This window comes from Marinobacter sp. GH_1, assembly GCF_048595985.1.
Classification (GTDB): Bacteria; Pseudomonadota; Gammaproteobacteria; order Pseudomonadales; family Oleiphilaceae; genus Marinobacter; species Marinobacter shengliensis.
The window spans coordinates 1,604,431-1,624,382 of sequence record NZ_CP184460.1 but is presented as its reverse complement, the minus strand read 5'-3'; the positions used below and the strand labels follow the sequence as shown (position 1 = coordinate 1,624,382).

Genomic DNA, 19,952 nt, shown 5'->3' with positions numbered 1-19,952 from the left:
GCATGCAGGAACACACCCATGAACCCGTGTGGAAGCAGGCATTAGCCGGCTCCCAGATGCTCCTGGTCGCCTTCGGCGCCCTGGTATTAATGCCCCTGATCACCGGGCTGGACCCCAACGTGGCGCTGTTTACCGCTGGCGTCGGCACCCTGATTTTCCACGTGGTCACCGGCGGCCAGATCCCCATTTTCCTGGCCTCATCCTTTGCCTTCATCGCGCCGATCATCGCCGCCAAGGGCCGCTTCGGGCTGGAAGAAACTCTTGGGGGCCTGATGGCGGCCGGCATCCTGTACATCATCCTGGCCGGCGCCGTGCGGGCACGGGGCACGGGCTTTGTCACCCGCCTGCTGCCGCCGGTGGTCATCGCCCCGGTGATTATGACCATCGGCCTGGGACTGGCATCTGTGGCGGTGCATATGGCCTCTGGCCGCACCGGAGACGGCGCCGCCGAACTGGTGCCCTACAACACCGCCATCGTCATCGCCATGATCTCCCTGGCCGTCACCATCGTCATGTCGGTCTGGGCCAAGGGCATCTTCCGGCTGATCCCAATCATGTTTGGCGTTATCGTTGGCTACACCCTGTCCTGGTTCGCCGGCATTGTAGACATTACCCCGGTCCAGGAAGCCCCCTGGTTTGCCGTCCCCAACTTTGTCGCCCCGGCCTTCAGCTGGGGCGCCATCCTGTTCATGATCCCGGTCGCCATTGCCCCGGCCATCGAACACATCGGTGACGTACTGGCCATCGGCAACGTCACCCGCAAAAACTACCTGCAAAAACCCGGTTTGCACCGCACTCTGCTGGGCGACGGCCTGGCCACCAGCGCCGCCTCCATGCTCGGTGGACCGCCCAACACCACTTACTCAGAAGTCACCGGCGCCGTGATGCTGACCCGAAACTTCAACCCGAAAGTGATGTGGTGGGCCGCCGGTACTGCCATCGTCCTGGCCTTCGTCGGCAAGTTCGGCGCAGCCCTGCAGACCATCCCGGTTCCGGTTATGGGCGGCATCCTGTGCCTGCTGTTCGGCTCCATCGCCGTGGTCGGCCTGAACACACTGATCCGCCACCAGGTAGACCTGTCCCAGTCCCGTAACCTGGTGATCGTTGGCGTAACCCTGGTGTTCGGTATCGGCAACATGGTGATTGGAACGCTGGAAGGTATTGCTCTGTGCGCGGTTGTCGCGATCGCCTTGAACCTGATCCTGCCAGGCGAGAAAGAAGCCTGGGGTAAGCGGATTCAGGAGCCCAAGGCTTAGTAGATGAAAGTGGTCAGGTCGACATTGAGCTCGGCCTGACCTCTCCACCAATAGCCGTCAGATTTCCATCCTGGCCTTGTCCGATACAATTCACGACCCCTCTGATTCCTATACTGGCCAATTCGGTCGCGAGCCGTCGGCATGGCCTCCCAAAAATCTCGAAGGCCATGGATGGCCGGAGCGAAGCGCTCAGGGACGAGCTCGTAGCGTTTTTTGGGAGGCCATGCCGACGGCTCGCCGCGCCAAACGATCAGGCTACAATAAGAACCAAACTCCAATATCAGATATCGCGCCGCATCTCCGGCGGTATCGGAAAATCAGGCATACCCGGTTTGGCCCCGCGCCCCTTGCGGAACTGCCGAAGCTGGAACACATAAGCCAACACCTGAGCAATGGCCATATACAAGCCATCGGGAATCTCCTGCCCCACATCGGTATTGTGATACACCGCCCGGGTCAGCGGCGGCGTCCGCAGGATCTCCACCCTGTGCTCACGGGCAATCTCCATAATCTTGAAGGCAATCTCATCCGCCCCCTTGGCCACCACCACCGGCGCTCCCATCGAATCCTGGTTGTACTTTAACGCCACCGCATAGTGGGTCGGGTTGGTAATCACCACATCAGCTGTCGGCACATCCTGCATCATCCGGCGCTGGGCCATCTCACGCTGCAGCTGGCGAATCTTGCCCTTTACCTCTGGTTTACCCTCGGTGTCCTTGTACTCGTCCTTCACCTCCTGCTTGGTCATGCGCAGTTTCTTCTGGTGGTCGTAGATCTGAAACGGCACGTCAATCATGGCAATGATGATGGTGGCACAGGACAGGAAAAAGAAGCTCCAGCCCAAAGTCCAGACCACATGGGCCATGGCCGGGACAACGGGCTCCTCAGCGATCGCAAGCAGGTCCTCAGTGCGCAGATTGAGAATCAGGATGGCCACCGCAAGCACCAACCCCACCTTGGCAATCGCCTTGACCAACTCAATGAGGGAGCGCATCGAGAACATCCGCCCCAGACCCTTGATGGGATTCATCCGGCTGCCTTTCGGGGCAATCGCCTTGGCGCTGAACAACAAACCACCAATGCCAATAGAGCCTGCGATGGCCGCCACCAAGAGCATGATCAGAATGGGAGACAAGGCAAATGCAGCTGCCTTGGCAGAAAGTATGAGTTGAACACTCATATGGCGGGTGTCGTAGATCGCGGCGCGCTCAATCACAAAGGCATCCCGCATGATGCTCTCAAGGGTTGCCCCAAGACTGCCTCCAAACATCAGAAGGCCGCCAGCACCAGCCAGTAACACCGACATGGTGGCCAGCTCTTTTGAACGGGCAGTCTGGCCGTCCTCCTTGGCTTTCTCAAGTCGTCGGGGGGTCGGCTCTTCGGTTTTCTCCTGGCTGTTATCGTTCTCTTCAGCCATGGCTATGGTTGCCCCTGCAGCTGTCGCATGAAATCGAAGGTTTCCCGGGTGTATTGCTCAAAGTGCGGCAGAAAATTGGCATGCAGCACCCAGATAGCAAACAATCCAAAAATCAGGCCAATGGGGAAACCCAGGGCAAAAATGTTCATCTGCGGGGCGGCGCGGGTCATCACGCCAAAGGAGATGTTGACGATGAACACGGCAGTGACGGCCGGCAGCGCCAGCAGAATGGCCGACACAAACATCCAGCTGATCCGGTGGGCAAGGTCCCACACACCCGCCTGGCCAAGCCCCTCCATGCCAATGGGCATGATGTAGAAACTCTCGATGAACACTTCGAACGCCACCAGGTGGCCGTTCATGGCGAGAAACAGCAGAGTGATGGTGATGGTGTAGATTTGCGCCAGCACTGGCACGTTGACGCCATTGGCCGGGTCCATCATAGAGGCAAAGCCAAGACCCATCTGCATAGCGATCATCTGGCCGGCAATCACGAAAAGCTGCCACAGGGCGGTCAGCGCAAACCCAAGCCCAACGCCGATCAGGATTTGCTGCAGGGTGATCACAACGGCATCCGCACTGAACGCCTCAACCTGGGGAACTTCGGGAATCAACGGGGCAATGAGGACCGTCATCAGCAGGGCCAGCCCCAGACGCACCCGTGCGGGCACCAGCTGGGTGCCAAAAACAGGGATAACCATCAGGAAACTGGCCAGCCGGAACAGCGGCCACAGGTGCTGGCCCACCCATTGGCCAATCAGGTCTGCACTGAACTCCGCCGGTACCATCCCGTCAGCCGATCAGGAAAGGGATGCTGGATATCAGGCGATTGGCATGATCGAGCAGCAGGGTCAGCATCCACGGGCCGAGCGCAATGATCACTATCAGTGTGACCAACAGGCGAGGTAGAAAGCTCAGGGTCTGCTCGTTGATCTGGGTAGCTGCCTGGAAGGTACTCACCACCAGACCGATCACCAGACCCGGCCCGATAATGACAGCGGCAAGCAACACGATCATCCAGAGCGCTTCGCGCAGAATGTCGATCACGGTCTCAGGGGTCATGGTTGGCCTCCTATATCCCGTAACTGGCGGCAAGGGTGCCCATAATCAGGGCCCAGCCATCCACCAGAACAAAGAGCATGATTTTAAAAGGCAAGGAGATGATGATGGGCGACAGCATCATCATACCCATGGCCATCAGAACACTCGCCACCACCATATCGATGATAAGAAAGGGTATGAACAGAATAAACCCGATCTGAAACGCCGTCTTGAGTTCACTGGTCACAAATGCCGGCATCAGCACCCAGAAGGAAACGTCTTCGGGGGTTTCATACTGCACATCGGCGATGCGCATAAACAACGCAAGATCCGACTCCCGCGTCTGCTCCAGCATGAACCGGCGAAACGGCTGGCTGGCCAGCTCCACGGCTTCCAGGGAGGTGACCTCCTCCTGCATGTAGGGCTGCAACCCCACCCGGTTGGCCTCTTCCAGCACCGGCTTCATGATAAAAATACTCAGGAACAGTGCCAAACCCAGCAGAATCTGGTTGGATGGCGTTGCCTGCAAACCCAGGGCCTGCCGAAGAATGGCGAAGACCACGATGATACGGGTGAACGATGTCATCATCATCAACATGGCGGGCAGGAAGGTCAGCGCTGTCATCAGCGCCAGGATTTGCAGGGTTACCGAGTATTCCTCGGTTCCGTTTTCTCCAGGCTGCACCGTAAAGGCCGGAATGCCTGGCAGGTCGGCAAAAGCCGCGGGCGCCAAAAACAACCCGGGGAACAGCACAAGCAATGGCAGACAGCGTTTGAGCAGAGCCACGGTCATAGCGTCAGTCTTTCCTTTCCGGTGCCGACCAGGACTTGCCGATCATGCCCTGTAACCGGCGGGCAAACTCACCAGTGGGAGGGTTGGCGGAATCCACAACCGGGTGGTCGAACACCTGCAGAGTTCGAATGGTGGAAGGGGTAATACCCAGCAATATCTGTTGGCCACCCACCTCTACCAGGGCAATCCGCTCCCGGGCCCCGATGGCCAGCACAGAGACCACCTTGATCGCGTTGTTATTCATGCCGGTCATGCCGTTCATACGCCGGATCAGCCAGGCACAGCCGTAGATCACCGCGACAACCGCCAGCAACCCGAGGCCCAGGCTGACAATGGTCCCCAGGGTATCCGGCGCGTTTCGGCCAGCGTCCCGCGCCGGCGCACTGGCCTCCTCGGCGAATGCTGGAACAGAAAAAACAAGAGGCAACAGGCCGTTCAGAAGCCGCACCATGTTACTTTTGCAACCGTTTGATGCGCTCACCCGGGCTGATCACATCGGTCAGGCGGATACCGAACTTTTCGTTCACCATCACAACCTCGCCGTGGGCAATCAAGGTGCCGTTCACCAGCACATCCAGCGGCTCACCCGCCAGTCTGTCCAGCTCGATCACGGAGCCCTGGTTAAGCTGCAGCAGGTTGCGGATTGGAATCTGGGTGTTGCCCACTTCCATGGAAATGGTCACCGGAATATCAAGGATTACGTCGATATCCGGAGCATCCCCACTGCCACCCATACCTGCGTCATCAGGGAACTCTTCCATCGGGGCGGTACGTACACTCTGCCCTGGCTCTTCAGTCTCCTCAGCTTCGGCCATGGCGGCCGCCCATTCATCCTCGCGGCCATCGGTATCGCTTTCTTCAGAACCGCCGGTTTCCTCCATGGCAGCTTCCCATTCAGCAGCCAGCTTTTCGTCTTCGCTGAGCTCCTTGTCGTCTTTCTTGTCGTCCTCAGCCATTGCGTCCCACCTTCAGTTGTTTCTTAACCTTGGGCAATGTCGCCCGCTCATGAATTCTCAGCGCCAGCTTTCCGTCACGGGTTCCCAGTGTGGCCTTGTAGATCGGAATTCCGTTAGCGGTGACCGTCAAATGCTCGGGTACCTCCACAGGAATCACATCCCCGGCCTTCATCTTGGCAATATCCCTGAGGGAGATCCTTCGCCGGCAAACCGTTGTATTGATCGGAACGTTCACTTCCTTGATATCTTCCTGCAGGGCGTTGACCCAACGTTCATCAACATCGTCGATATCGCTCTGCACCCCGGCATCCAGAACATCCCGAATGGGCTCGATCATGGAATAGGGCAAAGCAAAGTGCAGCTCGCCACCACCGCCATCCAGTTCGATATGGAAGGTACTGACCACCACCACTTCACTCGGGCTGACAATATTGGCCATCGCCGGATTCACTTCCGAACTCAGGTACTCGAACTCCACCTGCAGGACGGCATGCCAGGCTTCCTTCATGTCGTGGAAAACCTGGTTCAGCACCATCTGGACAATGCGGGTTTCAGTGGGCGTGAATTCACGGCCCTCGATCTTGGCGTGCCTGCCCTCCCCGCCAAAGAAGTTATCCACCAGCTTGAACACCAGCTTGGCGTCCAGAACGAACAGAGAGGTGCCACGCAGCGGGCGCACCTTGCACAGGTTGAGACTGGTGGGCACATACAGGGTGTGAATATATTCACCGAACTTCATGATCTGCACGCCACCGGTGGAGACGTCAGCATTCCGGCGTAAAAGGTTGAACAGGCTGATGCGGGTGTAGCGGGCAAAGCGCTCGTTGATCATTTCAAGGGTGGGCATACGGCCACGGACGATACGGTCCTGACTGGCCAGGTCGTAGTTCTTTACGCCGGTTTCATCAGTCTCTTCATAGGTATCAATGTCGCCGTCATCCACACCGTGGAGAAGCGCATCAATTTCGTCCTGTGACAATAAATCCTGCATACCTGACCCTGCCCTGAGATTCGTTTACCCGATCGGGTACCTATTGCACTACAAAGTTTCTGAATAGCACACGCTTGATCGACGGCTCACCTTCTTCCTCAAGCACCTGATTGACGGTCGCCAGCAGCTGCTCTGCGAGAGCTGACCGCCCTTCCGGCGTTTGCAGCTCACTGAATTCACTGTTCCCCAAAACCATCACCAGCTGGCTGCGAATCAACGGCATGTGCGTTTCCGCCGCGGCCAGGGCGGCTGGGTCCGACGCTTCAAGTGACAGGTGAACCTGGGCGTAGCGCTGGCGACCCTGGGCCTGAACTGTCGTCACCAGAGGGCGCTCCAGGTCAATATAGCTGCTGGCGACAAAGGCCGGCTCTGACGTTGATGCCCGCTCGCCTTCACCGCCACCCGGAAGGCCACCCCCGAGGAACCAGAGCGTTCCAACGACCGAAAGCGCAACCGCCAGAACAATGATCACCACCAGCATGATGATGAGCTTCAGTTTACCTTTCTTGGCGGGTGCCGGTGCAGCAGTGTTCTCAGCCATAATGTCCGCTTTGTCAGTTTTTTGTCAGTCAGGCAATCTGCACCTGACTTTCCATGATTAATGCAAGGGGCGGGCCAGAACTCCCATCCCCCCGGTTCAGAACCGCAGTTTAGCGTTGCCGGAGGGGATGGGCAAAGAGGATTGGAGAGTTAACGGAAAGCGGTCAGAAAACGAACAAAATCAGGCAAACACATCCACCTCACCCTTCCAGCCCAGGTCGAGGCCAGCCATCTCTTGCAGGGACTCATCAGTATCTCCGGTCAACTGCCCGCCACTCTCACCAGCCGACGCATGCTCTCCGGAACCATCTCCCTGCTCACCACCCTGCCTGCCGGGCTGGTCGGAAACATCAAACTGACTCAGAGACAAACCCTGCTCCCCCAGCATATCCCGCAGCCTGTGGGAGTTGAGTTCCAGCTGCTCCCGTACAACCGGGTTGGCGGCATGCACGGTGATGTTGGCCTGGTCATTCTGTACCCGAACCTTTACCTCCATCGGTCCCATATCCGGTGGCGTCAGGTGAATTTCTGCCACGGACATGTTTCGGGCGGTCAGCCAACTGAGCTTGCCCATCACCTTGTCGCCCCATTCCGCCTGTCCCACGGGCACTTCCACCGATGTGGCATACCCCTTCAGGGGCAAAGCGGCCTCTGCCGCCAGCCGTGCGGGTTGCGCTGCCTGTTGTGAAGCAACCTCCAGGGTTGCCTGGAATCTGGGGGCCGACAACAGGTTGGCGGGATCAACCGGTCTTGCACTCTCACCAGCCACGCCGGCAGACAACAGGTCGGTTAATTGCGTACTCAGATTCATGGCGGTGGTCGCCGGGCCTTGTTGTCCGTTCTGGCCATTGATGGCGCCTTGCATGCCAGCCATCGGCATCAGGGCGGGATTCATCAGGGGATCGGCATCGGTAGCCGGCAAGGGATTGCCTGCGGGCACCAGCAAGGACTGCAGGCTTGCGAACGTCATCGGCACAGAGTCGATCTGAGAAGGCTCTTCCTGTTTGGCCGCAGTGCGCTGTGAACCGGGCTCTTTAGCCTCTGTAACCGGGGAGCCCGGCTTGTCGGCACTTTCCGAGGCAGCGGACTCTTTGGGCGCATTGGCGTCTTTCTTGTCGGCACGCCGGGCTTCGCGCTTGTCCTGAACCGCGCGGTTCTGATCCTGTCGATCTGCCTGCTTCTGGTCCAGACGCTTTCTTTCCGCGCGGGATACCTCGTCAAACCGCGACTCAGAGCCGGAATCCCGATTGCCCGCCGGTTTGTTGGTCGCTGTGTCCTTCTGTGCCCCCGGAGCTGGCGCCTGGGGAAGAATCATCTGCTGCATGGCAACCTCTTGCCGCTTTATCAACCTGTATTGCCCGCAATCGGGCTCTGAGTGGAAGATTGCAAAAGAGATGCCAGAACAAGCCTCAGGTTGATTCACCGAAAGATTTCAGCCGTGTGGTTACCTCTGAGAATTCCACCTCTATGGCTTCTACAATGGGTTCTGCTTCATCCAGGTTGCCAGCTTTACCCGCCTGCTCCGCCTCCATACACAATGCCCCGAGACACGGAGCACCGATATTGATACAGCTGCCCTTGAAACTGTGGGCCGTTTTGGCGAAGGCATCGGCGTCGCCTGCTTCCAGGTTCTGCCTGAGGCTGTCCAGGCGCGTTCGCGAGTCTGCCAGATAGGTCTGAATCAATACTTCAAACTCATCTTCCATGACATCCTGCAATTCAGCCAACGCCTCTTCGTCAAGATGTGGTTTGTCAGTCATCTGCAATCCTCTGCGTATCGTTGTGGCCGGAAGGCGCATTGTCGGCGAGTGCGGTTGACTCCCAATCATAAACGATTTCTACATGATTGCCGCGCCCATGCACCCTCAACTGCCGGGTCATCCGGCGCAATAGTTCAAGGCCGCGGCCCGCGTAGCGTGTACCGGGCGGTAACCTCTGTTCCAACACCTTCTCAGAATAACTCTCAAAATCAAAGCCCTGCCCGCTATCCTCACAAACCACATGCAACCGACCGCCGGTATCCGTGGGCTGATGGCTCAGGGCAAACCGGATATAGTGGCCGTTGGTATGGGCCAGTCGACGTCTTCTTTCTTTGTAGTAGTGGCCAAATCCGTCGGGGGATGTTTTCCAATCCGACGGCAGTTCGAGCACGCCGTGTTCCAGGGCGTTGTTGTAGAGCTCGGACAACAGGGTGTAAACCTCACCGCTCTTGCGACGAAGACCAGGGACCTCCATACAAATGTGGAGCAGTAGGGGTAGCGGATTGAAATCCGCTAGCGTTCGCTCTCGCACTTCATAGACACAGTGCCAGTCGACCGGCCCGGACAGCGCCGATTCCGGCGCCCGGTCATTCCGTGCCTGGAGCTGTTCGTGATGAATGATTTCCAGCGCACACAGCGTCAGATCATCCGCGGCATCCGGTTTTCCGGTGAACATCCGGATGTGCTCCATCAACGCATCAAAGGGCTCCTTTGGTGGATCAAGATCCGCCAGAACCCGGTGTACGCCTGCTTCCCCGAATTGCTCACCCCGGACATTCCGTGACTCCGAGAAGCCATCAGTCATGATGACAACCTGGTCACCAGGTTGCACAGGCAGTACCGTCATGGAGGCCTGAAACTGATCGGGGGCCTGGACACCCAACGGCAAATGCCGGGAGGGGATGGTCAGGTGTTTGCCATTGGCACGCACCAACCAGCCATCCGGCAATCCGCCATTCCAGGCGCGCAGCTGGCCCAGCTTGAAATCAGCATCCAGCATGGCCCCACAACAGAACATCCCCACCGGCAGGATCTTTTTCAGCTTTCGATTGATCTCAGAGAGAATGTCCGCCGCGCCAAACCCCTTGGTTGCCATGCCGTAGAAAATCTCGGCAACGGGCATGGCACCGATGGCCGCGGGCAAGCCATGGCCAGTGAAATCTCCCAGAAAAATCAATGTACCGCCCCCGGGACGTTCCGCCGCAAACAGTACGTCACCATTGAAGACAGACAGCGGGGAAGCGTGATAGCGAATATGGGGGGCATTCAGGCATCCGGTATGGGCAACGTTGTCGAATACCCGCCGAGCGACCATCTGTTCCTCTACCAGTTGTTCATGCTGCCGGCGGATCTGGTCCCGCTGGTCTGATAACACCTGGTGCATCTTGCGCATGCGATTGAAGGCATTGATCTTGGCTTCCAGGATCACCCGGTTATAGGGTTTCACCAGAAAATCGTCACCCCCAGCCTCCAGGCAACGGGCCAGCTCACTGGCATCGGACAGAGAACTCAGGAAGATCAGGGGGACTAGACGTTCACCGGCCAGGGCCTTGATCTGCCGGGCCGCCTCCATGCCATCCATTCTGGGCATCAGCGCATCCAGCAGGACAATATCCGGCTGCTGATCACAGAACAGGGCAACTGCCTCTACGCCGTCCCTGGCCTCAACAACCTGATGACCAAGTCGCCGAACCAGGGCAGAGAGGATCAGCCGGTCACTGTCGCTGTCTTCAGCGATCAGTACCTTCAGGGCGTCGGCCTCAGCCGATGCTGAAGAGTTGCTCAAAATTGGAGATAGAGAGGATGCGCCGGACATCGCTATTGCAGTTCTCGATTGAGATACTGGCACTGTCTCCACCGGCATGGTCCCGCAACAGGAGCAACATACCCAGGGCGGAGCTGTCGAGGTAAGTGGTGTCGGAGAGATCGATCACATAACGGTTGACGCTGGCATCACTGTGCTCATAAGCGTCACGGAAGGCCTGATGAGTGCTGAAATCAAAACGGCCCTCTACCCGGATTGTCAGAGTCTGACCGTCGTCACTCCGGCGAGTTTCTATTGGCATTCCGTCACCCCCCGGCCCCTGTGTTCAACGATCATGGCAGTTCTCCCCGTTCAGCTTGTACCGTATCTGGGTAAGCATAGCCAAGTTAGCGAAAAATGCATCTGACATTACTGATTGAGATCAACCCGGCATGTCATCGGTTTCGGCGGGTGAAGGCGCGGCCAGCGGCTTCATCCGCCAACTTCTGATCCTTCATGTCCTGGTCCCGCTGTTCCTGTTGGCGGCAGGATTCAATGTACTTTTCCATACCCCGACGCCTCTCCCAGGCCTGCTGCCACTCTTTGCGGCGAACCTCGAACACCTGCTCGGCCTGCTGCAACTGGCGGTTCTGTTGGGCAATCACCTGATCGAGCTGGGCAATAAAGGCTTGCCAGGCCTGCAGGCGAGCCACGGGCACTATCCCCTGCTGGTTGGCACGGATCTGGTCACGGTATTCCTGCTGATAGCGTTCGAGGTTCTCCACCTGCTCCCGATGCGCTTCAGCCTGCTTGCGGGCCTCACCCATGCGCTCCAGGGCTTCCTGCTCCTTTCGTTCTTCCAGGGCGAGTACCGGTTCCAGCCGCCTGGAGCGCAACATCAACCTTCACCACGCTCAGCGGCGGGGTTATGGACGGCGGTCTTGCGCCGTTCTGGCGAGCGGCGCTCCGGAACCACGTCCAGCAACTGCTCTATGCTCTCGCTCAAGGGGGCGGACTCGTTCAGCCCCTGTTGCAGGAATTGCCGCATATTACCGATGTGCTGAATAGCAAAGTCGGTTTCAGGGTCAGAGCCCTTGACGTAAGCACCCACGCTAATCAGGTCCCGAGCCTGCTGGTAACGGGAATACACCTGTTTGAACCGCTGGGCGCGGGAGAAATGTTCGGCCTCGGTAACCTGAGGCATTACTCGACTGATAGACGCTTCCACATCGATGGCCGGGTAATGGCCCTCTTCGGCCAACCGGCGGGACAACACAATATGTCCATCCAGAATCGCCCGGGCAGCATCGGCAATCGGATCCTGCTGGTCATCGCCTTCGGTCAGAACGGTGTAAAAAGCGGTGATGGAGCCACCACCTGGGCGTCCGTTACCGGTGCGTTCAACCAACTGTGGCAATTTGGCGAAGACCGAGGGCGGATAGCCTTTGGTAGCCGGCGGTTCCCCCACGGCCAAGGCGATTTCTCGCTGGGCCTGGGCATAACGGGTAAGAGAATCCATCAACAGCAGCACCCGTTTACCCTGATCACGATAGTACTCGGCAATACGGGTGGTCAGCATGGCGGCCCGCAGCCTCATCAGCGGTGAATCATCCGCCGGTGCAGCCACCACAACCGAGCGGGCCAGACCTTCCTCGCCCAGAATGTCCTCAATGAACTCCTTGACCTCCCGGCCCCGCTCACCAATCAAGCCAACCACGGTGATATCGGCGTCGGTAAACCGGGTCATCATGCCAAGCAGCATACTTTTACCCACACCGCTGCCGGCGAACAGCCCCAGCCGCTGGCCCTGGCCCACGGTCAGCAAGGCGTTGATCGCCCGGATACCCACATCCATAGACTGGCGCACGGGAGCCCGGTTCAGTGGGTTAATGATGTCTCCAGTCAGCTGGACCCTGGCCTCAGCCTGCAAAGGCCCTTTGCCATCCAACGGATCGCCGGCACCGTTCACTACCCGCCCCAGCATTTGCGGGCCGACCGGCACCAGGCTGGCCGATGACAGTGGAATCACCCTGGCGCCGGGCTTCAAGCCTTCGATGGCCGTTAGCGGCATCAGGTAAACCTTGTCTTCCTCGAAGCCAACCACTTCTGCTTCCACACTGCCGCTGCCTTCACCCTGAATGATGCAACGATCACCCACCACCATCGGGCAGCCAACACACTCGAGCGTCAGGCCCACCATGCGGGTCAGTCGACCAGACAATTCAGGTTTGGGTTCAGCGACAATGGCGCCTTCCAGCTGGCGCAGGCGGTCAGCCAGGCGGTAGGTCATCGTCCTCGCCCTGCTCTGGTGCGGCATTCTGCAAATCGGTCTCGGGACTGGTCATGTCGGATTCGCTCAGGACGTCCCGATGAAAATCGCTCCGGTCCCCCATGATTGAACCCAGCTCTTCATCTTCGGCGCCGGCGTGATTACTCAACTGCTCCTCAAGCATTCCCTGTACCGCCCGCTGAAAGCGTTTTTCAACGGTGTAGTCCACCAGACTGTGGCGGGACTCTACTTTACATCCGCCAGGCATCAGGGTGTCGTCTTCGATGATCGAGGGGCTGACCTCCAACCGTTCGGCCACTTCGCGAACCGGCTCAAGGTCATCCGGGTGAATATGTATTCGAAGGTTGTCCGCGGTGGAAGGCAAGGCCGCGAGGGCCTTACGGACCACGTGGCGAATCTGGGAAGAGTCCAGGCTCAGCTCCCGGTATACCACCGCCCTGGCCAGCACCGTGGTCAGGTTGACCAAGACAGATTCCAACTCTTCCTCATGACGCTGGATCGGCAACAATAGCTCACCCAGCAAATGCTCCAGGCGATCAACCCGGGATTCCACTTCCTTTCGAGTCGCTTCTTCGGCCTGCTGCTGGCCCTGTTCCCGACCTTCTGCTTCACCGGCCTGAAGCCCCTGCTGATGACCGTCCGCTCGACCTTTCTCGAAGCCGTCCTGGTAACCCGCCTCCCGGCCTTCCTGAAAGCCGTCTTCCCTGGCCGCCTGGCGAATCTCTTCAAGATCCCCCGCCGTCAGCGGTTTAACTTCCTGCTCTTGAACCACCTGATTGCCCCGCTCATCAAGCAGGGGAAGTTCCCACCGTTCCCAGGCGGTCAGCTGTTCTTTTGGAATACGCTTGGTGTCCTGGTCTGAATCTTTCATCACATCATTTCTTCACCGGCACCGCCGAGGGATATCTCACCGGCTTCTGCCATACGGCGGGCCACGGTAATGATGTCCTTCTGGGCAGCTTCCACTTCGCTGACTTTCACCGGACCTTTCGCTTCCAGATCGTCCTGCAGAAGCTCAGCAGCGCGCTTGGACATGTTTTTGAAGATCTTATCCTGAACTGCGTCATCAGCGCCCTTGAGCGCAACCACCAGCACTTCCGAAGATACTTCCCGGAGCAGCGCCTGAATGCCGCGGTCGTCCACTTCCTTGAGGTTGTCGAAGACAAACATCAGATCTTCAATGGTGGAGGCAAGGTCCGGGTCCATGTCCTTGATGGAGTCCATCAGGTTGCCTTCAATGCCACGGTCCATGAAGTTCATGATATCCGCCGCCCGCTTGACACCGCCTATTCGGCTGGTCTGGGCCGCGGAACCGCCAGAGAACTGTTTTTCGAGGATGTCATTGAGTTCCTGCAGGGCCTGGGGCTGGATGCTTTCCAGAGAGGCTACTCGCATCATGACATCAAGCCGGACTTTTTCATCCAGGGTTGCCAGAATTTCGGCGGCCTGGTCCGGATCAAGGTAGGAAATGACGATGGCCTGAATCTGTGGGTGTTCGTAACGGATAATATCGCCAACGGCCCGTGGCTCCATCCATTTCAGGGTATCCAGGCCCGTGGTATTGCCACCCACAAGGATCCGGTCAATCAGGCTGGCGGCTTTGTCATCGCCCAGGGCCTGGGTCAGCATGGCCCGGATGTAATCGTCGTTACCAACCCCGAGCCCGGTCTGGCCGCCCACGGCCTCGACGAATTGGTTCAACACAAAGGTAACGTCGTCTTTACTGATGTCCCTCATCTGGGCCATGGCAACGCCTACGCGCTGGACTTCTTTCGGGCCCATGTGTTTGAGCACCTCGGCGGCGTCTGCTTCACCCAGGGACATTAACAGTATGGCCGCCTGCTCCACACGCGGAATCTTGCGCTGCTGTTTTCTGGGGGCATTATCCCCCTGGAACTGAGCATTCTCTTCAGTCATCGACATTCACCCACTGGCGCATGACCTGAGCAACCCTGGCCGGGTCTTCCGCAATCAGGCCTTTGAGAGCATTCAATTGCCTATCATAACTGTCTGTGGCACCCGGCAAAAGCAGATCATCCTGGGCTGACATGGCGTCTCTGAGAGCGTCGCCGCCCTCGATGCTGTCAAGGCCACCATAGCCGCCACTATCGGAATCATCACCGCGTTCTCTGGTTCCCGCGCCAGAAAGGCTCTTGAGCGTGGGCCGTAACAAGCCTAACACCAGAATCAGAATCACCAGACCGGCCAGAATCTGTTTCATAAGATCCCAGAACCAGGGCTGTTCCCAGAATCCCGGCGTGTCAAACTCCACCGCATCTTCCGGTGAAAACGCCGTGTTCATCACCGTCACACTGTCGCCTCGGGCTGCCGAGTAACCGACCGCATCCCGCACCAGCATACTCAGGCGCTGAAGTTCGGATTCCGGCCAGGGCTCGTAGCTAACCTGCCCGGTTTCCGGGTTCACCACCTTCATGTCATCCACTGCCAGAGCAACGGTTACCCGCTTGATACCGCCCAACTGCTGACGGGTATAGCTGACGGTGCGGTCCAGTTCGTAGTTTCGGGTGGATTCACGACGCACATTCACCGGAGGTGCCGCCGGAGCACCATCGCCTTCCTGGCCCGCTACCTGTTCGGGCACGGTTGCATTGCCCGGGGGCTGGTTGCTGAGCGCACCGGGAATACCGCCATTCGCGCCGGCACCGCGTTGTTCGCTCAGCTCACGTTCGCTGCGCACCGCCTGCTGTTCCGGGTTGTACAGTTCTTCCGCCCGTTCCACGGCGGAGAAATCGAGATCTGCGGTGACTTCCGTGCGGAAGCGGCCATTGCCGACAATCGGCGCAATCATTGACGCCACCCGGCGCGTCAGGCGGTCTTCAACCCGCGCCGTATACTCGTACTGGTCTTTCATCTGGTCGGCATTGGCCCGGGTTTCGTCCCCGGTCAGCAGATTGCCGTTCTGGTCCACCACCGTGACCTGTTCCCGGCTCATCATCGGCACGCTGCCGGCGACCAGGTTAACAATGGCACGGATCTGTTCCTGTTCGGGCCGGCGACCGGCAAACACTTCCAGGAACACCGACGCCGTCGGCTCCCGGGCATCGCGGATAAACACCGAACGCTCGGGAATGGCCAGGTGTACCCGGGCATTGCGCACACCACGCATGGTGGCGATGGTGCGGGCCAGCTCACCCTCGAGACCACGGCGATAACTGATGGTTTCCATGAACTGGGAGGTACCCAGCCCCCGGTCCTGATCCAGCAACTCGTAACCGATGGTGCGCCGATCGGTTACCCCTTCGGCGGCCAGTTTCAGGCGGGCGTTATGAACTTCATTGGAGGGAACCAGAAGCGCGCCGGTGCGCGGGTCCATACGGTACTTGATGCCATTGCTGTCCAGAATCGTCGTGACATCCTGAGGGTTGTAGGCAGAGAGATCCCCCACAACCGGCTGGTAGTTGGGCTCCTGGGCCCAAAGCACCACGGCAACCCCCAGCGCAACACTGGCCGCCAGGCCGACCATCAGGCCAACCTGTCGCAACAGGTTCAGGCGGTTGAAACCCAGCAGAAGGTTGCTGCGGCTTTCAGGTGCATCCGCGTCCTGGGTTGCCGGCACGTCAGAGGCAGTGGTTTGTGCTGGTACGCTTGCCATGCGGGTGCTCCGTTATCAGATCGGCATATTCATGATGTCTTCGTACGCTCGTACCACCCGGTTACGCACCTGGGTGAGGGCCTCGAAAGACACACTGGATTTCTGGGCAGCAATCATCACTCGGGTAATATCGACATTGGGGTCTCCCATGTCGTAAGCCGTGCGCAGGTCGTTGGCCTGCTTCTGGGCATCATTCACACTGTTGACCGCATTGCCCAGCATATCGCTGAAACTGGGAATTTCCCGGGGTTCCTGAACGTTGCGCGGGCCGTCAACACGGCCACGAACCGATTGATCCTGCTCAATACGCTGGTTCTGCATCATCTGGGAACGCAGGGAACGGATATCTGACAGAACGCTGTTGATGTCGGCACGCTGAACCATATTTCTCTCCACACTAACCAGGCTAAGCCCTCGGGCTTCACTTGTTCGTTACATGGAGAGGACTAAGCAAATGGCAGGCCAGGAACACTTTACCTTTCTAATTCAATAGATTGAGGATCATTAATGTCAGAGGGCGTTAATCAGTGACGGACATTTGACGGAGACAGGTAGCAAGGACAGGCGCATAAAAAAACGGCACCCCGTAGGGTGCCCGAAGGAGTATAGGTCTCGACAACAAACAAAAACGGCTTTTAGGCCAACGCAAGTTCGGACTCAAGGTCGATTCCGGCATCGCGCATCTGGGCCAGCTTGTAGCGGAGCGTTCTGGGACTGATCCCCAGTTGCTCTGCTGCCCGGTTACGACGGCCCCGTTCTTTCCTGAGCGTCTGGATAATAATACGGAACTCCTGCTGTCGCAGATCATCCCCCAGTGAACCGGCCTCGTGAAGCTCTTCACTGAGCGGTTCCGGTGCCGACTCCATCGGAACGGACTGGCTGGGTTCGGGCTCTGACGGCTGGTGATGAATCTGTGGTGCGACACTGTGCAAACCCGGTGAACTGAAATCGGCCCGGCCAGTGATCCCCAGCTCCAGGCACAAATCGCCCTCGTGAATCACATTGCCCTGCTGCAACACCAGCGCTCGCTGAATGGCATTATCAAGTTCACGAACATTACCAGGCCAGCCATGGCTGATCAGGGCCTTGCGGGCATCCTCCGCCAGGGCGATACCGGTAAGCTTCATTTTCCGGCAGTGCTTCTTGAGCAGGAATTTGGCCAGCGGCAGTATATCCAGCGGCCGTTCCCTCAGAGGCTGCCAGTGCATGGGGAACACCGTTAGCCGGTAATACAGGTCTTCACGGAACTTGCCCTCACGGACGTAATCCGCCAGGTCGCGGTTGGTGGTTGCCACGACACGAACATCCAGCGGGATGGTTTTTCGCCCGCCTACCCTCTCCACTTCACGCTCCTGCAACACCCGTAGGAGTTTAGACTGCAAGCCAAGCTCCATTTCGGAAATTTCGTCCAGCAGGATGGTGCCGCCATTGGCCTGCTCAAACTTGCCCGGGGACGACGCCACCGCACCGGTGAAGGCCCCTTTTTCATGACCAAACAGTATGGCCTCAAGCATGTTCTCGGGAATGGCGGCACAGTTAATCGCCACAAAGGGCTGATCTGCCCGGGGCGACTGCTGGTGAATATAGCGGGCCAGCACTTCTTTACCGGTGCCACTCTCACCGGAGATCATGACCGTGGAATCACTGCCGGCAACTTTCGCCGCCAACTGGAACATTCTTTTGCTGATAGGATCTTCCGCCACCGGTTCGTCACCGGATTTGGGTTTTGCTCCGCCAACCACCCTGGTGACCGCCTCCACCAGAACCTGAGGCTCGAAGGGTTTGACCAGATAATCAATGGCTCCGGACTGCATGGCAGACACCGCGTGGCTGATCTGGCCATAGGCAGTGATCAGCATCATCGGCAGCCCGGGATAATGACGCTGTACTTCCGCCAGCAGCTCGTGACCAGACATTCCCGGCATGTTGACGTCGCTGACCACCATATCGACGGGGTCGCGAGCCAGGGCGGCAAGCGCCTCCTGGCCGCTGGCAGCTTCCCGCACCCGGAACTTTGCCAGCTCCAGGGTCGTGACCAGCGCCTCCCGCAGGTCCCTGTCATCCTCAACAATCAGAATCTGGGCCTTCGCCATGGTATCTGCCTCCAACGTCTATTCGTTATGCTCTGTCGGCCAGGGTCGGCAGCTGCAGTGTCGCCACTGCGCCGCCCTGCTCCGGCGAGAAAATAGAAAACCGGCCATTATGGGCCTTGACCACCGCCTGCACCACGGCCAGGCCTAGACCGGTGCCGTGAGACTTGGTGGTGTAAAATGCTTCGGTGATCCTTCCAGACTGCTCTTTCGAAAAGCCCGGGCCATTGTCCAGCACCCGTATCTCCATACCTTGAGCGGAGGACGCCAGCTGAACTTGCACGTCGGTGGCACCGGCTTCCAGGCTGTTGTTCACCAGGTTCATGCAGGCGCCGACCAGGGCATCGCGGTTGCACATCAATCGGCACTGGTCATCTATCCGGCTGTCCAGTGTCACATCAATACCACTGGCGGGTTTCAGGCCCTCAACGGCCGCTGACAGGGAGGCCACCAGCTTGCCGGCCGACAACTCCTCCGCCAGGCGGGTTTCGCCACGGGCGAAAATCAGCATGTCCCGCACCTGCTGCTCCAGGTGAGTCAACCTCGACATCAGTCGTGAAGCGCACCGCTGACGCAGCTCTTCGTCCAGATCCGGCTGGCTCAGGTGACCGCCGTATAAAATGGCGGCAGACAACGGAGTGCGGATCTGATGGGCCAGGGACGCCACCATCCGGCCCATGGCAGACAGGCGCTGGGCATGGGCCAATTGCGACTGCAGCTGCCGGGTCTCGGTCAGGTCGGTTAACAGAATCAACTGGCCGGGCTGGTTTTCCATGGTCCGGATTTCAATGCTGACGCGCCGGCCATCTTTGAGGGACACTTCGTGACCGTCATCGCTGCGGGGAGAAAAGCAGCGTCGGATAACATCCACCCAACGCTCGCCATCCAGGGGCTCCCCCAACAGCGCAATGGCCGCCGGATTGCACTGGCTGACCACGCCTTGCTGATCCAGCACCACCACGCCAGCCGGCAGGGCCTTGAGCAGAGTCGACAACCGGTCTGCCAACTGTTCCTTTTCCTCCAACTCCTGTTGACGCTGAAGCGTCTCGTGGGAGAGTTCACCGGAAAGCTGGTTTACGCGGGATTCCAGGGTTCGGTAGGAGTCGGTAATCTGCCGGGACATGCGATTAAACAACTCAAGCGCAGAGTCCACGGCCTCATCACCCTGTTGTGGAAACAGAGCGGTGACCTTGTCATTAACATCAGCAGCGGCATTGGCACCTGACTTCTGGTGACCGGATTCCATGGCAACGCGTGCGTGACTCATAACCTTCCCCCTGACGAGCCCTGACCGGGCCAACGGATCTTTCGTTCAGGTTTGGTAAAGCCAACACTGTGCCAACTTGAATTTTGTTATATTTTTTAGAGTGTTAAGAAAAATACAAACTGGAGACCGACAAGTTTCCGTCGGTCAGAAATGCGAACGGCGCCGAAGGTTACAAACCTTTGACGCCGCTCAGG

The 19,952-nt window shown here is 58.5% G+C and carries 21 protein-coding genes; 1 reads left to right on the top strand and 20 read right to left on the bottom strand.

Features of this window, described 5'->3' with window-relative positions:
- Positions 1-2 precede the first annotated feature (2 nt).
- Entirely contained in the window at positions 3-1,256 is a 1,254-nt protein-coding gene (locus tag ACNSOI_RS07445; protein WP_106695408.1) for a uracil-xanthine permease family protein, read from the top strand.
- Positions 1,257-1,536: 280 nt separating this feature from the next.
- Here ACNSOI_RS07445 and flhB read toward each other — a convergent pair whose 3' ends face one another.
- The 20 genes from flhB to ACNSOI_RS07345 all read right to left on the bottom strand — a co-directional run bounded on the left by flhB (position 1,537) and on the right by ACNSOI_RS07345 (position 19,758).
- A complete protein-coding gene (gene flhB / locus ACNSOI_RS07440) occupies positions 1,537-2,673 on the bottom strand; it encodes a flagellar biosynthesis protein FlhB (protein WP_420195481.1) in 1,137 nt (378 codons plus the stop codon).
- 2 nt (positions 2,674-2,675) lie between these two features.
- Positions 2,676-3,461 (bottom strand): flagellar biosynthetic protein FliR, encoded by a 786-nt coding sequence (gene fliR / locus ACNSOI_RS07435; RefSeq protein ID WP_286254723.1) that lies wholly within the window; start codon positions 3,459-3,461, stop codon positions 2,676-2,678.
- A 4-nt stretch (positions 3,462-3,465) separates the two neighbouring features.
- Positions 3,466-3,735 carry a flagellar biosynthesis protein FliQ gene (gene fliQ, locus ACNSOI_RS07430; protein ID WP_106695404.1) on the bottom strand — a complete coding sequence of 90 codons (270 nt, stop codon included), beginning with the start codon at positions 3,733-3,735 and terminating at the stop codon, positions 3,466-3,468.
- A gap of 10 nt (positions 3,736-3,745) precedes the next feature.
- Complete coding sequence (gene fliP, locus ACNSOI_RS07425; RefSeq protein WP_286254721.1) at positions 3,746-4,507, bottom strand: flagellar type III secretion system pore protein FliP; 762 nt, start codon at positions 4,505-4,507, stop codon at positions 3,746-3,748.
- 4 nt (positions 4,508-4,511) lie between these two features.
- On the bottom strand, positions 4,512-4,958 hold the full coding sequence (gene fliO / locus ACNSOI_RS07420) for a flagellar biosynthetic protein FliO (RefSeq protein WP_286254718.1): 447 nt from the start codon (positions 4,956-4,958) through the stop codon (positions 4,512-4,514).
- A 1-nt stretch (position 4,959) separates the two neighbouring features.
- Positions 4,960-5,463, bottom strand: coding sequence for a flagellar motor switch protein FliN (gene fliN, locus ACNSOI_RS07415; RefSeq protein WP_106695401.1), 504 nt, complete (start codon positions 5,461-5,463; stop codon positions 4,960-4,962).
- The gene (fliM, locus tag ACNSOI_RS07410) at positions 5,456-6,454 is read right to left on the bottom strand and encodes a flagellar motor switch protein FliM (protein ID WP_106695400.1); all 999 of its coding nucleotides are present in this window, start codon (positions 6,452-6,454) and stop codon (positions 5,456-5,458) included. Before fliM ends, fliN begins: the two co-directional genes overlap by 8 nt.
- 40 nt (positions 6,455-6,494) lie before the next feature.
- Positions 6,495-6,995, bottom strand: coding sequence for a flagellar basal body-associated FliL family protein (locus tag ACNSOI_RS07405; RefSeq protein ID WP_106695399.1), 501 nt, complete (start codon positions 6,993-6,995; stop codon positions 6,495-6,497).
- 180 nt (positions 6,996-7,175) lie between these two features.
- Positions 7,176-8,318 (bottom strand): flagellar hook-length control protein FliK, encoded by a 1,143-nt coding sequence (locus ACNSOI_RS07400; RefSeq protein WP_420195480.1) that lies wholly within the window; start codon positions 8,316-8,318, stop codon positions 7,176-7,178.
- Positions 8,319-8,403: 85 nt separating this feature from the next.
- Positions 8,404-8,754: an Hpt domain-containing protein gene (locus tag ACNSOI_RS07395; RefSeq protein WP_106695397.1), complete on the bottom strand. Its 351-nt coding sequence runs from the start codon at positions 8,752-8,754 to the stop codon at positions 8,404-8,406.
- Positions 8,747-10,540 carry a SpoIIE family protein phosphatase gene (locus tag ACNSOI_RS07390; RefSeq protein WP_420195479.1) on the bottom strand — a complete coding sequence of 598 codons (1,794 nt, stop codon included), beginning with the start codon at positions 10,538-10,540 and terminating at the stop codon, positions 8,747-8,749. The genes ACNSOI_RS07395 and ACNSOI_RS07390 overlap by 8 nt, the downstream gene beginning before the upstream one ends.
- Entirely contained in the window at positions 10,515-10,820 is a 306-nt protein-coding gene (locus ACNSOI_RS07385; protein ID WP_058090171.1) for an STAS domain-containing protein, read from the bottom strand. The genes ACNSOI_RS07390 and ACNSOI_RS07385 overlap by 26 nt, the downstream gene beginning before the upstream one ends.
- Before the next feature lie 133 nt (positions 10,821-10,953).
- On the bottom strand, positions 10,954-11,397 hold the full coding sequence (gene fliJ, locus ACNSOI_RS07380) for a flagellar export protein FliJ (protein WP_106695395.1): 444 nt from the start codon (positions 11,395-11,397) through the stop codon (positions 10,954-10,956).
- Entirely contained in the window at positions 11,397-12,788 is a 1,392-nt protein-coding gene (gene fliI / locus ACNSOI_RS07375) for a flagellar protein export ATPase FliI (protein ID WP_420195478.1), read from the bottom strand. The genes fliJ and fliI overlap by 1 nt, the downstream gene beginning before the upstream one ends.
- On the bottom strand, positions 12,769-13,659 hold the full coding sequence (locus ACNSOI_RS07370; protein WP_286922431.1) for a flagellar assembly protein FliH: 891 nt from the start codon (positions 13,657-13,659) through the stop codon (positions 12,769-12,771). The genes fliI and ACNSOI_RS07370 overlap by 20 nt, the downstream gene beginning before the upstream one ends.
- Positions 13,659-14,705, bottom strand: coding sequence for a flagellar motor switch protein FliG (gene fliG, locus ACNSOI_RS07365; protein WP_106695392.1), 1,047 nt, complete (start codon positions 14,703-14,705; stop codon positions 13,659-13,661). The genes ACNSOI_RS07370 and fliG overlap by 1 nt, the downstream gene beginning before the upstream one ends.
- Complete coding sequence (fliF, locus tag ACNSOI_RS07360) at positions 14,698-16,401, bottom strand: flagellar basal-body MS-ring/collar protein FliF (protein WP_106695391.1); 1,704 nt, start codon at positions 16,399-16,401, stop codon at positions 14,698-14,700. Before fliF ends, fliG begins: the two co-directional genes overlap by 8 nt.
- A gap of 15 nt (positions 16,402-16,416) precedes the next feature.
- Entirely contained in the window at positions 16,417-16,785 is a 369-nt protein-coding gene (gene fliE, locus ACNSOI_RS07355) for a flagellar hook-basal body complex protein FliE (RefSeq protein WP_072677674.1), read from the bottom strand.
- Positions 16,786-17,036: 251 nt separating this feature from the next.
- Positions 17,037-18,494 carry a sigma-54-dependent transcriptional regulator gene (locus ACNSOI_RS07350; protein ID WP_106695390.1) on the bottom strand — a complete coding sequence of 486 codons (1,458 nt, stop codon included), beginning with the start codon at positions 18,492-18,494 and terminating at the stop codon, positions 17,037-17,039.
- A 25-nt stretch (positions 18,495-18,519) separates the two neighbouring features.
- The gene (locus tag ACNSOI_RS07345; RefSeq protein WP_420195477.1) at positions 18,520-19,758 is read right to left on the bottom strand and encodes a sensor histidine kinase; all 1,239 of its coding nucleotides are present in this window, start codon (positions 19,756-19,758) and stop codon (positions 18,520-18,522) included.
- Between the last annotated feature and the right edge of the window lie 194 nt (positions 19,759-19,952).

What these genes read in the sequence shown, in the direction of transcription:
- ACNSOI_RS07445 (WP_106695408.1), top strand. Translation starts at nt 3, where the DNA reads ATGCAGGAACACACCCATGAACCCGTGTGGAAGCAGGCATTAGCCGGC.
- flhB (WP_420195481.1), bottom strand. Translation starts at nt 2,673, where the DNA reads ATGGCTGAAGAGAACGATAACAGCCAGGAGAAAACCGAAGAGCCGACC.
- fliR (WP_286254723.1), bottom strand. Translation starts at nt 3,461, where the DNA reads ATGGTACCGGCGGAGTTCAGTGCAGACCTGATTGGCCAATGGGTGGGC.
- fliQ (WP_106695404.1), bottom strand. Translation starts at nt 3,735, where the DNA reads ATGACCCCTGAGACCGTGATCGACATTCTGCGCGAAGCGCTCTGGATG.
- fliP (WP_286254721.1), bottom strand. Translation starts at nt 4,507, where the DNA reads ATGACCGTGGCTCTGCTCAAACGCTGTCTGCCATTGCTTGTGCTGTTC.
- fliO (WP_286254718.1), bottom strand. Translation starts at nt 4,958, where the DNA reads ATGGTGCGGCTTCTGAACGGCCTGTTGCCTCTTGTTTTTTCTGTTCCA.
- fliN (WP_106695401.1), bottom strand. Translation starts at nt 5,463, where the DNA reads ATGGCTGAGGACGACAAGAAAGACGACAAGGAGCTCAGCGAAGACGAA.
- fliM (WP_106695400.1), bottom strand. Translation starts at nt 6,454, where the DNA reads ATGCAGGATTTATTGTCACAGGACGAAATTGATGCGCTTCTCCACGGT.
- ACNSOI_RS07405 (WP_106695399.1), bottom strand. Translation starts at nt 6,995, where the DNA reads ATGGCTGAGAACACTGCTGCACCGGCACCCGCCAAGAAAGGTAAACTG.
- ACNSOI_RS07400 (WP_420195480.1), bottom strand. Translation starts at nt 8,318, where the DNA reads ATGCAGCAGATGATTCTTCCCCAGGCGCCAGCTCCGGGGGCACAGAAG.
- ACNSOI_RS07395 (WP_106695397.1), bottom strand. Translation starts at nt 8,754, where the DNA reads ATGACTGACAAACCACATCTTGACGAAGAGGCGTTGGCTGAATTGCAG.
- ACNSOI_RS07385 (WP_058090171.1), bottom strand. Translation starts at nt 10,820, where the DNA reads ATGCCAATAGAAACTCGCCGGAGTGACGACGGTCAGACTCTGACAATC.
- fliJ (WP_106695395.1), bottom strand. Translation starts at nt 11,397, where the DNA reads ATGTTGCGCTCCAGGCGGCTGGAACCGGTACTCGCCCTGGAAGAACGA.
- fliI (WP_420195478.1), bottom strand. Translation starts at nt 12,788, where the DNA reads ATGACCTACCGCCTGGCTGACCGCCTGCGCCAGCTGGAAGGCGCCATT.
- ACNSOI_RS07370 (WP_286922431.1), bottom strand. Translation starts at nt 13,659, where the DNA reads ATGAAAGATTCAGACCAGGACACCAAGCGTATTCCAAAAGAACAGCTG.
- fliG (WP_106695392.1), bottom strand. Translation starts at nt 14,705, where the DNA reads ATGACTGAAGAGAATGCTCAGTTCCAGGGGGATAATGCCCCCAGAAAA.
- fliF (WP_106695391.1), bottom strand. Translation starts at nt 16,401, where the DNA reads ATGGCAAGCGTACCAGCACAAACCACTGCCTCTGACGTGCCGGCAACC.
- fliE (WP_072677674.1), bottom strand. Translation starts at nt 16,785, where the DNA reads ATGGTTCAGCGTGCCGACATCAACAGCGTTCTGTCAGATATCCGTTCC.
- ACNSOI_RS07350 (WP_106695390.1), bottom strand. Translation starts at nt 18,494, where the DNA reads ATGGCGAAGGCCCAGATTCTGATTGTTGAGGATGACAGGGACCTGCGG.
- ACNSOI_RS07345 (WP_420195477.1), bottom strand. Translation starts at nt 19,758, where the DNA reads ATGAGTCACGCACGCGTTGCCATGGAATCCGGTCACCAGAAGTCAGGT.